The 13,377-nt window shown below is 39.4% G+C and carries 12 protein-coding genes; 8 read left to right on the top strand and 4 right to left on the bottom strand.

What is annotated here, in order from left to right; all coding sequences use genetic code 11:
* The first annotated feature begins 3 nt into the window (after nucleotides 1-3).
* Nucleotides 4-1,116 carry a D-TA family PLP-dependent enzyme gene (locus tag ABJH90_RS12595; protein WP_348141567.1) on the top strand — a complete coding sequence of 371 codons (1,113 nt, stop codon included), beginning with the start codon at nucleotides 4-6 and terminating at the stop codon, nucleotides 1,114-1,116.
* Between the two features lie 9 nt (nucleotides 1,117-1,125).
* Nucleotides 1,126-2,193, top strand: coding sequence for a membrane dipeptidase (locus tag ABJH90_RS12600; RefSeq protein ID WP_348141565.1), 1,068 nt, complete (start codon nucleotides 1,126-1,128; stop codon nucleotides 2,191-2,193).
* Nucleotides 2,194-2,261: 68 nt separating this feature from the next.
* Here ABJH90_RS12600 and ABJH90_RS12605 read toward each other — a convergent pair whose 3' ends face one another.
* From ABJH90_RS12605 to ABJH90_RS12620, 4 genes are all read right to left on the bottom strand, one after another.
* Nucleotides 2,262-3,041, bottom strand: coding sequence for a hypothetical protein (locus tag ABJH90_RS12605; protein WP_348141563.1), 780 nt, complete (start codon nucleotides 3,039-3,041; stop codon nucleotides 2,262-2,264).
* A 129-nt stretch (nucleotides 3,042-3,170) separates the two neighbouring features.
* Nucleotides 3,171-3,548 (bottom strand): HEPN domain-containing protein, encoded by a 378-nt coding sequence (locus ABJH90_RS12610; protein WP_348141561.1) that lies wholly within the window; start codon nucleotides 3,546-3,548, stop codon nucleotides 3,171-3,173.
* Between the two features lie 69 nt (nucleotides 3,549-3,617).
* The gene (nifJ, locus tag ABJH90_RS12615) at nucleotides 3,618-7,148 is read right to left on the bottom strand and encodes a pyruvate:ferredoxin (flavodoxin) oxidoreductase (protein WP_348141559.1); all 3,531 of its coding nucleotides are present in this window, start codon (nucleotides 7,146-7,148) and stop codon (nucleotides 3,618-3,620) included.
* Between the two features lie 302 nt (nucleotides 7,149-7,450).
* Entirely contained in the window at nucleotides 7,451-7,801 is a 351-nt protein-coding gene (locus tag ABJH90_RS12620; protein WP_348141557.1) for a 4Fe-4S dicluster domain-containing protein, read from the bottom strand.
* Nucleotides 7,802-7,966: 165 nt separating this feature from the next.
* On the opposite strand from ABJH90_RS12620, the gene ABJH90_RS12625 reads away from it, so the two are divergent.
* From ABJH90_RS12625 to ABJH90_RS12650, 6 genes are read left to right on the top strand one after another with little or no spacing between them, the layout of a single operon-like run.
* Nucleotides 7,967-9,826, top strand: coding sequence for a 2-oxoacid:acceptor oxidoreductase subunit alpha (locus ABJH90_RS12625; RefSeq protein ID WP_348141555.1), 1,860 nt, complete (start codon nucleotides 7,967-7,969; stop codon nucleotides 9,824-9,826).
* Nucleotides 9,826-10,839, top strand: a complete 1,014-nt coding sequence (locus ABJH90_RS12630; protein ID WP_348141553.1) for a 2-oxoacid:ferredoxin oxidoreductase subunit beta — start codon at nucleotides 9,826-9,828, stop codon at nucleotides 10,837-10,839. The genes ABJH90_RS12625 and ABJH90_RS12630 overlap by 1 nt, the downstream gene beginning before the upstream one ends.
* A 13-nt stretch (nucleotides 10,840-10,852) precedes the next feature.
* The gene (locus ABJH90_RS12635) at nucleotides 10,853-11,203 is read left to right on the top strand and encodes an NADH-quinone oxidoreductase subunit A (protein ID WP_348141551.1); all 351 of its coding nucleotides are present in this window, start codon (nucleotides 10,853-10,855) and stop codon (nucleotides 11,201-11,203) included.
* Nucleotides 11,194-11,775, top strand: coding sequence for an NADH-quinone oxidoreductase subunit NuoB (gene nuoB / locus ABJH90_RS12640; RefSeq protein ID WP_348141548.1), 582 nt, complete (start codon nucleotides 11,194-11,196; stop codon nucleotides 11,773-11,775). The genes ABJH90_RS12635 and nuoB overlap by 10 nt, the downstream gene beginning before the upstream one ends.
* 7 nt (nucleotides 11,776-11,782) lie before the next feature.
* Complete coding sequence (locus tag ABJH90_RS12645) at nucleotides 11,783-12,244, top strand: NADH-quinone oxidoreductase subunit C (protein ID WP_348141546.1); 462 nt, start codon at nucleotides 11,783-11,785, stop codon at nucleotides 12,242-12,244.
* A gap of 6 nt (nucleotides 12,245-12,250) precedes the next feature.
* Complete coding sequence (locus tag ABJH90_RS12650) at nucleotides 12,251-13,372, top strand: NADH-quinone oxidoreductase subunit D (protein WP_348141544.1); 1,122 nt, start codon at nucleotides 12,251-12,253, stop codon at nucleotides 13,370-13,372.
* Nucleotides 13,373-13,377 lie beyond the last annotated feature (5 nt).

Genomic DNA, 13,377 nt, shown 5'->3' on the forward strand with positions numbered 1-13,377 from the left:
AAAATGGCAGATAAAAATTGGTACGAACTTGATAATCCCGAGGAAATTGTTTCTCCATCTTTGTTGGTCTACCCGGATAGAATTGAAAAAAACATTGCATTGATGATTTCAATTATTGGAGATGTAACCAGACTACGTCCTCATATAAAAACCCATAAGACGGCCGAGATTATAGAGATGCAAATGCAACATGGTATACAAAAATTTAAATGTGCCACCATTGCAGAAGCGGAGCTTTTAGCACAATGCGGTGCCAAGGACATTCTATTGGCCATGCAAGCTGTCGGGGCCAATTTAAACAGGTTTTTTAAACTGATTGCCACATATCCCAATTCAGTATTTTCTACTATTGTGGATAATGAAATTACCATTGGTCTTATTTCAGAAATGGCGGCATCCAAAGAGATAAGCGTTCCTTTATTCTTGGACCTCAACACGGGCATGAACAGAACTGGTATAGAACCAAATGATTGTGCCGTTGATTTGTTTAAGCAAATTGCGGATGACCCAAACTTAGATGCCCGTGGGCTTCATGCGTATGATGGACATATCAGGGATCCTGATATAAAACTTCGAAAACAGGTTTGTGATGCTGCTTTTAATTTGGTCATAAATCTTAAAAACAAAATTGAAGCTTTGGGCTTGGAAGTAAAAACCTTAGTCATGGGAGGTTCCCCTTCTTTCCCAATTCATGCGGCAAGAAATGATGTGGAAACCAGTCCCGGTACTACTTTACTTTGGGATGAGCGATATGGATCTTCTTTTAAGGATATGCCATTTTTGCCGGCAGCCGTGTTACTTACCAGAATTATCAGCAAACCGAAAGAAGGGGTCATCTGTTTAGATCTGGGGCATAAAGCCATAGCCCCTGAGATGGATTTTCCAAGGGTAAAAATCTTTGGACTGGAAGATGCAGAACAAACCGGGCAAAGCGAAGAGCATTTAGTGCTGCATTATCCAAAAAGTGAAACCTTGAAAATTGGCGATATTTTTTATGCCATTCCTATGCATATTTGCCCCACTGTGGCTAAATATTCCAAAGTTCTGACTGTTGATGATGGTCAAATCACAGGGGCGTGGAAAATTGCCGCAAGAGATCATCAAATGCAAATTTAAAAAGCACCTATGTTTATTTTTGACGCACATCTTGATTTAGCAATGAACGCAATGGAATGGAACCGTGACCTTAGCTGGGCCGTTAAAGACATCCGGGCGAAGGAGGAAGGGATGACAGACAAACCGGATAGGGGTAAAAATACGGTTTCTTTTGACGAAATGAGAAAGGGCAATATAGGCATTTGTATGGCCACTCAGATTGCACGTTTTGTAAAAAGAGATAGTCAACTTCCCGGATGGAATTCCCCTCACCAGGCCTGGGCACAAACTCAGGGTCAACTTGCCTGGTACAGAGCTATGGAGGCAATTGGAGAAATGACCCAGATCACGAACAAAGAGGAATTGAACAGGCATCTGGATTTCTGGAATTCTTCGACTAAAAACAAAAAACCTATCGGATATATTTTAAGTCTGGAAGGAGCAGACTCCATAGTCACTATTGATCAGCTCGAAAAAAGTCATGACCAGGGCCTTCGAGCTATTGGTCCTGCACATTATGGGCCCGGAACCTATGCTCATGGCACAAATTCCATTGGAGGAATCGGTTATAAAGGAAAAGAACTTTTAAAAGAGATAGCGCGATTAAATATTATTTTGGACACCACGCATTTATGCGATGAAAGTTTTTGGGAAACCATGAAGGCCTACCAGGGGCCACTTTGGGCAAGCCATAACAACTGCAGGGCCCTGGTAAACCATAACAGGCAATTTTCAGACGAACAAATCATCGAACTTATAAAAAGGGATGCAGTTATTGGTATTGCCCTGGATGCCTGGATGATGGTTCCAAACTGGGTACGTGGTAAATCGACCCCTGAAGCCATGGGGGTAACCTTAGAAATAATGGTTGATCATATAGACCATATTTGTCAACTTGCAGGGAACACTTTACATGTTGGAATAGGAACCGATCTCGATGGCGGATTTGGCAAAGAGCAAAGTCCGGCTGATATAGATACTATTGCCGATTTACAAAAACTTCCGGATTTGCTTCATAAAAGAGGTTATAACAATGAAGATATTGAAAATATTATGCATGCAAATTTCATTCGCTTTCTGAGAAATACCTGGAGCTAGTTACAAAAAAATCCTCCCGGGAATTTGGGAGGATTTAATTCAAATAATAATTAAGCTAACCTAAAAATTCAACGAACTTTTCTAACTAAAGTAGCCATCGCCACGGACTTAAGGTCTCGTAGTGCATTCATTTCCTGATATGCTTTTTGTTGTGCTTCGGTTGCAGGTCCATTGTTACCTCCATTAAAAAATTGATCATAACCCGTAAACATATCTACCGTAATATGGCTTGCATAAGCCTCTGTTGCATAACCCAGCATATTCCGCAATAATCCCCAACTTGCACGGCCACCAGAATCTACATCACTTTGATGATATGGTTTAAAAACTTCAGATTCCATATTTTCATAGGCTCCAGACTGCCCGGGTTTTGCTTTCATAAAGTTGATTATTGCCAAAGTACCTATGGGCATATCAAAATTATCTTTCGTTAAATCTATTTGTTGGAGGAATACCCTATGTGTAAGATCCCGGCTTTTAGCTGTCATTTCCATCATTTTGTTACTTAATGCATCTGATAAATTGGGATAAGCACCGGTCCAGGCCTTATTAAAATCTCCCCCGGCCATCATTTTAACCGGGTCATTGTACAAGCTTACAGTCATAAACTGAGCCCCCTGTTTTTGTCCGCTTGGCTCCAGACGCCAAAGATCCCAACCTATGCAGTCCCCATTCTTTACCCTTTGCTCATGAACTTTTTCCCAAAATTTCTCTGTTTCCGCATATGCGGCACCCTGGCCTTCGTCTACATGCATAAACTCGAATAGCAGATAAAGTGGTTCTGAATCCTGTGCTATAGCCATTGTGCTGAACAAGGCTATTACTATAATCATAAATAATTTTTTCATCTTCTTGAATATTAATGGTTTAATACAAGTAATGAAAAGATTATAACAATACGAAGTATTCTAGGACGAATGCAACATATAATTGTCCGAAGTACAGGTTCTTTTTACCCAAAGAAAATACAATAGTGCTCAACTAATGATTTTTTCCTCTCTAAGAAATGTATCCAGGCTATCTGCAATGTCATAACATCTACTAACATTAGTCACGCCATTGCAGAATCTGGAATCTAAATGATGAGCCTCACAATCAAAACCGGATAAATTTACTTTTTCAAAATTCCTGTTCACAGCTTTACATTGTTCATATAACTTATCAACTGATGCGCCTGTGTCCGGCTCTATATCATTTTCTATTAAAAACCCCTTTAGGTAATTATCGATGGCAATATGAGAATTCTGGCATACCATAAAAGAAACAACGTCTTCCGCAGGCCTGCATAATTCATCATTGGCTTCTTTCAGTTTCTGAATGGCAGTTTCATAAAGTCTTTTTGCTTTGTCTTCCATAAACTGTGTTAATTTATAATTGACTTTAAATACTACATCATTATTTAGCTCTGGTTCTGAATGACAGAATTACATATCTCTAAAAAGTTCCAGGCGTTCCCATTTGGTTTCCACCTCTTCCTGAGCCTGCTTCAAGAGTTCTGCACCTAATTCTGCATTTTCTTTTACTACCCTTGTAAAACGGGTTTCATTATACATAAAATCACTTATCGGAGCCGTGGGTGCCTTAGAATCTAATCTGAACTTTTTCCCTTTAGGTTTAGAAGGATCAAACCTGAATAATGGCCAATATCCGGTCTCAACCGCTTTTTGCTGCTGCGATGCCCCATCTTTTAGATCATATCCGTGTTCACCACAGTGCGAATAAGCTACAATCAGCGATGGCCCTGGATACGCTGCAGCCTCTTCAATGGCTTTGAGCGTATGAAGATCCTTTGCGCCCATTGCTACCTGAGCCACATATACATTCCCATAAGAAACGGCCTGAAGTGCCAGACTTTTTTTACCTGTTCGTTTTCCGGATACCGAAAACTTAGCACTTGCCCCTAAAGGAGTAGCTTTAGATGTCTGACCTCCAGTATTGGAATATACCTCAGTATCAAGAACCATGATATTCACATCTTCACCAGAAGCTAAAACATGATCAACACCTCCAAATCCTATATCATAAGCCCAACCATCGCCACCAAGTATCCAGACTCCTTTTTTACGGAGATATTCTGTAAGTTGACTTAGTTTTACAGCATCCGGATTATCTTTTTTCTTTGTTAATACTTCTTTAAGTCTATCAATATCAGCAAATTTCTGGCTGCGTTCCGCTTCAGTTTCTTCCGGATTGGTTAGAATCGATTCTGTCAACTCAGCGCCAACCACATTTTTAAGATGTTTTAATAGATTAACTGCAATTTCCTGTTTCTTTGTTAGAGCCAGTTTCATTCCAAAACCAAACTCGGCATTGTCTTCAAATAAGGAATTTGCCCAGGCAGGACCTCTTCCGTCCTTGTTGGTTTTGTAAGGAGTTGTTGGAAGATTTCCTCCATATATTGAGGAACAACCTGTTGCATTGGCAATGAGAATACTATCGCCATATAATTGGGTTAGCATCTTAATATAAGGAGTCTCACCACATCCAGAGCAAGCCCCTGAAAATTCAAATAGAGGTTCTAAAAATTGAGACCCTTTAACATTAGTTATTTGCAGGGCAGCTCTATCGTAATCTGGCAAATTGATAAAATAATCCCAGTTTACATTTTCCACCTCATCAAAATCGAGTTTCTTCCTCATATTGATGGCTTTAAAATCCTCAATTTCCTTGCTTTCAGCAGGACAAACGGCGACACAAAGGTCACATCCTGTACAATCCTCAGGGGAAACCTGTAATACATAAGATTCTGTTTCTGCGGTAAATGGCCTTCCCTTGGCAGGAACTGATTTCAAACTACCCGGAGCATTTGCCATTTCCTCATTAGGGACAACTTTGGCTCTAATTGCAGCATGCGGACATATGGCCACACACTTATTACATTGTGTACAAAGTACTTCATCGTCCCAAATAGGAATAAAATTGGCTATTCCACTCTTCTCATATTGGGTAGTGCCGGTTGGGAAGGTTCCATCTACCGGAAAAGCACTGACTGGCAATTCGTCTCCATGCCCTCCTAATATTTTTTCAAGTACATTTTTGACAAAACCATCCGGAGCATTGGTCATTGCTGAAAGTAATCCTTTCTCACTACTCACTTCTTTTGGGTAGTCTACCTGAAATAAATTCTCTAGTGATTTATCTACGGCATTAAAATTCATCTGAACTACCGCATCACCTTTATGAGTATATGATTTAACAATGGCATCCTTTATTTTTTGAATAGCTTCATCTTTCGGCAGGATACCAGATATTGCAAAGAAACAAGTTTGTAATACCGTATTTGTCCTTTTCCCAAGATCGGCTTCATGGGCCACTTTTGTAGCATCTACTACATAAAATTTTGCCTCTTTTTCAATGATTCCCTCTTGCATTTTTTTGGGAAGTTTGTCCCAAATATCTTCTTTCGAAAACGGAGAATTTAACAGGAAGGTACCTCCGGGTTTTAAATCGGCAAGCATATCATATCTTTCAATAAAATTAAATTGATGACTTGCTATAAAATCGGCTTTGTCAATTAGATACGAAGAGTAAATTGGTTCCGGTCCAAAGCGTAAATGGGAAATAGTTTGTGCTCCTGCTTTTTTGGAATCATATACAAAATATCCCTGAACATAATTCTCGGTAGTATCACCTATTATTTTAATGGAGTTTTTGTTCGCTCCAACAGTACCATCAGATCCAAGTCCATAGAACATGCAATTGATAGTTGTACTTCTCACCTTAAAATTATCATCAGATTCCAGACTGGTATGAGATATATCGTCATTTATACCAACTGTAAAATGATTTTTGGGTTTATCCTTTGTTAGCTCATCAAATACACCTTTTACCATTTGTGGTGTAAACTCTTTAGAAGACAAACCGTATCGGCCTCCAACAACCGATATATTTCTGTCGCTCTCTACCAGGGCAGTAATTACATCCTGATACAATGGTTCGCCGGTGCTTCCCGGTTCTTTAGTTCTGTCCAGAACTGCAATTTTCTTTACAGAAAAGGGTAGGCTTTCTATAAAATGAGATACAGAAAATGGTCTGTATAAACGAACAAACACTACACCAACCTTCTCATCCTTATTTGCCATTGCCTCAACAGCTTCTCTTACAGCCCCCTGGCCAGATCCCATAATTACAACAACGCGCTCGGCCTCAGGATGTCCCAAATAATAAAATATGCTGTATCTTCTTCCGGTATGCTGGTAAAATTCATCCATAACTTCCTGAACAACTCCCGGAACTTTTTCATAAAATGGATTTGATGCTTCTCTTGCCTGAAAGAAAACATCAGGGTTTTGAGATGTTCCCCTTATAACAGGATGATCCGGATCCAGTGATCTTTTTTTATGCTCCATGATCTTATCCTCAGGCATCATTGCTTCAATTATATCATCGGGAATTGCATCAATCTTGGAGATTTCATGTGAGGTCCTGAAACCATCAAATATGTTTAAAAAAGGAACTCTTGTACGTAAAGCAGCCACCTGAGAAATTAATGCAAAGTCCATTGCTTCCTGCACAGACCCACCAAACAGCATAGAAAAACCGGTTTGTCTTGTTGCCATAACATCTGAGTGATCCCCAAAAATAGACAGGGCATGAGTTGCCACTGTTCTTGCTGCCACATGTATCACAGAAGGCAATAATTCTCCGGCAATTTTATACATATTAGGTATCATTAAAAGCAAACCTTGTGAGGCCGTAAATGTAGTAGTTAACGCCCCGGCCTGTAAAGAACCATGTACTGCACCGGCAGCGCCACCTTCGCTTTGCATTTCAACAATGCGCGGTATATTTCCCCAAATATTTTTTTGCCCTTTAGAACTATACACATCTACATGTTCTCCCATGGGTGAGGCAGGGGTTATGGGATAGATTGCACATACTTCATTTGTTTTGTGAGCAACTCGCGCTACAGCCTCGTTAGCATCGCAAATTAATTTTGGAAATTTTTTCTTCATGGTGACTTAATTATTTCAGAAACAAGCAGTTTAGAAAAAATAAGTGTCATTGTAAAATGTTCTTATTACAAAAACTGCTGGTGATACAAGTTTTAAATTTCCGATAAAATTAAGGCCAAAACCAAAGGCATTCTATGACAAATGTCAGGTAATTAGATGCGATAAAAAGTAGATAACATGGCTTAGATTCCGAAAAGAAAAGGACCGGAGCTATCTCAGAAGATTCATTAAATTCCTTAAATAACAACACCCGATTGAAATTCAATCGGGCGCCAATTTGTATAAATGTCTGAAACTAAAAGCTACTCGCCGTGCATCCAGACTTTTTTTGCTAATAATTCTTCTTCAGTTTCAACATGGTCTTCATCTGGTACGCAACAATCTACCGGGCAGACAGAAGCGCATTGCGGTTCATCATGAAAACCTTTACACTCTGTACATTTGTCGGTGACAATAAAATAGAACTCGTCTGAAACAGGTTCATTTTCTTCATCAGCGTCAACTTCATTTCCTCCTGGAGTTGTTACTACACCGCTTAAAGAAGTTTCGTCTGAATACGACCACTCCTGATCCGGTTCATAAATAGCATTATTCGGGCATTCTGAAACGCAAGCATCACAGTTAATACATTCATCTGTTATGATAATAGCCATAATTATATGTTTTTGAAATAATTGTCCGTAAATTTAAGGTACCACAAATATCCATCTAATGATAAAAGTCATATTTCTTTATAAACGTCCATTTTATATTTGGCACCAATATTTTTGATTAGATGGCATTTAAGATAAAAATAAGCAAAAAATAAATATGTATAGATGATTGCTACAAAAACAAAACAACCAAAAGAGACACTGGAAGCCGTAGTCGTAAGATTTGTAGGCGATTCCGGCGATGGTATGCAATTAACCGGCACGCAGTTTTCCGATACTTCTGCGATGTTTGGTAATGATATTGCCACATTTCCAAATTACCCGGCAGAAATTAGGGCCCCTCAGGGAAGCCTCTATGGAGTTTCGGGTTTTCAGGTCCATATTGGCAGTGTTGAAATAAGTGCTCCGGGCGAAAATGTGGACCTTTTGGTTGCCATGAATCCTGCAGGGCTCAAAACTAACTTACACGCCGTAAACCCCGGCCATTCCGTAATTGTGGATTCAGATGCCTTTTCTAAAAAGAATTTAGAAAAAGCGCAGTATGAATCCAATCCACTCGAAGACGGTAGTTTGGAAAATTATCATGTGATTGAAGTTGCAATGACTTCGCTTACAAAAGAAGCACTAAAAGAGGTTGAGGGACTAGACAATAAAAGTATCACCAGAAGTAAAAATATGTTTGCCCTGGGAATGGTTTATTGGATGTACAACAGGTCTACGGAGCATACCATAGGATTTTTCAATAAAAAATTTAAAAACAAACCAGAATTAATAGAAGCCAATACAAAGGTGTTAAATGCAGGTTTCTATTTTGCAGAAACCCTGGAATTAATTCCCAATTCGTACACTGTTGCTCCCGCTAAAATGGCTGCAGGCACGTACAGAATAGTTATGGGAAATACTGCTACTGCATGGGGCTTTTTAGCAGCAGCAGAAAAATCGGGTCTGGAATTATTTTTGGGTTCTTACCCTATTACTCCTGCCTCTGATATTCTTCACGAACTGGTAAAGCATAAACACTTTGGCGTTAAAGCCTTACAAGCGGAAGATGAAATTGCAGGGATCACATCTGCTATAGGTGCGGCTTTTGCAGGCGATTTAGCAATAACTACCACTTCAGGTCCGGGATTGGCATTAAAAGGCGAAGCACTTGGTCTAGCGATGATACTAGAATTGCCATTAGTTGTTGTTGATGTTCAAAGAGGAGGCCCATCTACAGGCTTGCCTACTAAAACTGAACAGTCAGATTTACTCCAGGCATTGTATGGTAGAAATGGTGAGAGTCCGGTTATTATTATAGCAGCCAGTACTCCTTCTAATTGTTTTAATTATGCTTATGAAGCAGCAAAACTGGCTATTGAACATATGACTCCTGTAATCCTATTGACCGACGGTTATATTGCCAATGGTTCTGCACCCTGGAAAATACAATCTGTATCTGAAATGCCCGAGATAAAAACCAAGCTGATAAAAGAAGCAAAAGAAACATGGAATCCTTATGACAGAGATGAAGAAACTTTAGCGCGCGACTGGGCAATTCCAGGAACATTTGGTTTGGAACACAGAGTTGGTGGGTTGGAAAAAAATAAAGTGACTGGTCAGGTATCTTATAACCCCGAGAATCATGAACACATGACCAGTGTCAGAGCTGAAAAGGTAAAGAGGGTTGAAAATTATATCCCAAAACTTAAAACAGAATTTGCTGATGAAGGCGATTTACTGGTAATTGGATGGGGTGGCACTTATGGCACCTTATATTCTTCGGTAAAAGAGTTAGGGCAGGAAGGCTATTCTTCTGTTGGGCTTGCACATTTTAACTATATAAATCCCTTACCTAAAAATACGGAGGAGGTCTTAAAAAGATTTAAACGAATAATCGTATGCGAATTAAATACAGGCCAGTTTGCTTCAGTTTTAAGAATGAATTTTCATGGCATTGAGTTTTTACAATATAATAAGGTTCAAGGATTACCTTTTGGCAACAGTGAACTTATAGAGGAATTTAAAAAAATAATATCTAAATAATGGAGACAACAGCAACGCCAGAATATACGTTTAAAGATTTTGCCAGTGATCAGGAAGTAAGGTGGTGTCCTGGTTGTGACGACTATGTCATCCTCCGCTCCATGCAAAAGGCACTTCCCGAAATGGGCCTTAAAAAAGAAGATGTGGTATTCATTTCTGGAATAGGGTGTTCTTCCCGTTTTCCTTATTACATGAACACCTATGGTATGCATAGTATTCATGGAAGGGCCCCGGCAATAGCATCGGGAGTAAAGCTTGCCAATCCTGACCTCAGTGTTTGGATAATAACCGGGGATGGAGATTCAATGGCTATAGGTGGTAACCATTTTATTCACGTGTTAAGAAGAAACCTGGATTTGAATATTGTATTGTTCAATAATGAAATTTACGGTTTAACCAAGGGGCAATTCTCCCCAACTTCACTGGTTGGGCAAAAGACAAAATCATCTCCTTATGGTAATACTCAACCACCATTTTTACCAGGGGAGTTGGCTATTGGTGCACAAGCTCGATTTTTTGCCAGAATTGGGGGAAATACTCCAAAAGAAATGACAGACATGTTCATTAAATCCGAAAAATTTAAAGGCACTTCTTTAATCGAGGTCCTTCAAAATTGTCCGATTTTCAATGATGGTTGTTTTTCAAAATATACAGATAAGGCGGTAAGAGAAGACAAACAATTATTTGTTGAACATGGAAAACCGATGATATTTGGCAAAGAACGAAACAAAGGTCTGGTCTTAAACGGTTTAAAATTGGAAGTGGTGACCCTGGGAGAAAATGGAATTACTGAAGCCGATCTGCTTGTTCATGATGCTGAAGCCCAAGATCCAACCTTACATCAAATGTTGGTAAGATCTGAATACCCATTAGTTACCGGTATCATTAGAAGTTTTCCAGACGTTACTTTCGAAGAACGGGTTACTGAATTAACGGCCGCAGTAAAAGCTGGTTCAAGCTTTGCAAAGACAGATGATTTATTCTTCTCAGGAGAAACTTATGAAGTTAAATAACATAAATTAGCTTATGGGTTCAGAAGCCATTATTGTATTTTTTCTTGCTGGAATTGTCCTGGTTGCGGGAGCGAATTTTTTATCAAATTTAATTTCACATAAGTCAGATAACCCTCAGAAAAGGGAACCTTACGAGAGTGGTATGACCACTATCGGCCCAACATGGGTTCAGTTTAAGGTGGGTTATTATTTGTTTGCTATACTATTTTTGATTTTTGATGTAGAGGTGGCCTTTTTGGTTCCTTGGGCTGTGGTGTTTAAAGATATTGGAGCAATTGCATTTCTTGAAATATTAATCTTCCTTGTCATTTTAGGGTTAGGCTTATTATATGCATGGAAAAAAGGAGCATTAAGATGGGAATAGATAAGACAAATGACCCCATGAGTCAGCCGGGTAAAGTTCCCGAAGATTTTCCGGGAAAAGTGATCCCGGCGGGCAACGGCGCCAACGTTATTGTGACCTCATTAGATAAAATAATTAACTGGGGCAGATCCAATTCTTTATGGTCTTTATACTTTGGAACTAGTTGTTGTGCTATTGAAATGATGCAGACCGGTGCATCGCGCCATGATTACTCCAGGTTTGGATTTGAAGTTGCCAGACCTTCCCCCAGACAAGCCGATTTGATAATAATAGCAGGGACAATAGTGAACAAAATGGCCCCTGTACTCAGACGCTTATACGATCAGATGGCTGAACCAAGATATGTTATTGCCATGGGAGCCTGTGCCATTTCGGGAGGTCCCTTTTTCTACAACACTTATTCGGTGGTAAAAGGTGCAGATCATGTTATCCCCGTTGATGTATATGTGCCTGGTTGCCCTCCCAGACCTGAAGCATTGCTAGAAGGCATGCTAATGCTGCAGGATAAAATAAGGACAGAAAATATGAAACATAAAATAAATCCAATTGACGGGTTTGATGAAGGCTTATAAAAAATAGATGAAGAACGAAGAATTACAGGAATTAATAGACAGTTGGAGTCCCAATTTGGAATTTACTGAAGAAGGGTCCCAATACCTCAATGTAACGGTTCCAATAGAAGAATTGCATGCCATCATGTTCAAACTAAAACATAATGATCAAACAAGTCTTGATTATCTATTTTGCTTAAGTGGCATTGATTGGGGAGAAGAACTCGGCGTGGTTTACCATTTGGAATCTACAAACTTCAGGCACAGCCTTGTAGTAAAAACGCAAACGGCAGAAAGAGAAAATCCTGTTATAGATTCAGTCTATGATATTTGGGCAACAGCTGAGTTTCATGAACGTGAAGTATTCGATTTTTTTGGAATAAAATTTACCAATCATCCTAACTTAAAACGCCTTTTCTTAACAGATGACTGGGATGGTTTTCCATTGCGAAAGGATTATGAAGACAACATTAATATGATTATCAAATAATCAGTTATGGAGACAGTCACTGCTAACAGCAACTTTAAATCTGAAGAATATTTCATAAATATGGGGCCACAACACCCTGCAACACATGGTGTTCTCAGACTTTTGCTAACAATAGATGGCGAGATTATAAAAAAAGTTGAACCAGACCTGGGTTATATTCATCGTTCCATTGAAAAAATGTGTGAACGCGATAGCTATCAGCAAATAGTTCACTTAACGGATAGAATGGATTACTTGTCCGCCAACATTAATAATGAAGCTGTTTGTCTCACCGTTGAAAATGCCCTGCAACTTGAAATTCCGGATCGGGTAAAAGTAATTAGAACAATAATTGGTGAACTTACAAGAATATCCTCGCACTGTTTATGGTGGGGAGTTATGGGTATGGATGTTGGTGCCTTAACCACCTATTTTTACGGCTTTAGGGACCGGGAACTCCTTAATGATATATTTGAAGAAACCTGTGGTGCTCGCCTAACCATGAATTATAACGTCCCTGGTGGACTAATGTTCGATATTCATCCAAATTTTGTAAAAAGGGTTAAAGAATTTATCACCCATTTCAGGACCAAACTTCCGGAATACGACCGTCTACTAACAAATAATATCATTTTTCAAAAAAGAGCTAAAGGTGTAGGTGTCCTAAGTAGGGAAGACGCTATATCTTATGGGGCCTCCGGGCCTGTAGGCAGAGCTTCCGGGTATTCCTGTGATGTAAGAAAACACCATCCCTACAGCGCTTTGGATAAAGTAACATTTAATGAAGCACTAAGAACAGAGGGCGATACATATGCCCGCTATCTGGTAAGGATTCAGGAAATGTGGGAATCTATGTCAATTGTGGAGCAATTAATAGACAACATCCCGGAAGGAGAGCACAGAGTAGCAACAAATGCGGTAATAAAATTGCCAAAGGGAGAATATTACCAAAAAGTGGAAACAGCAAGAGGCGAATTAGGTGTTTATATAATAAGTACGGGAACTAAAAGTCCGTATCGCTTAAAATTCAGGTCTCCTGGATTTTCAAATCTTTCGTTACTCAACCATATTGCGGTAGGTGGTAAAATAGGCGATTTGGTAGCTACTATGGCTACGCTTGATCTTGTTATACCAGATATAGATAGATAAAAGAA

It is taken from the genome of Eudoraea sp. (assembly GCF_039969275.1).
GTDB lineage: Bacteria > Bacteroidota > Bacteroidia > Flavobacteriales > Flavobacteriaceae > Eudoraea.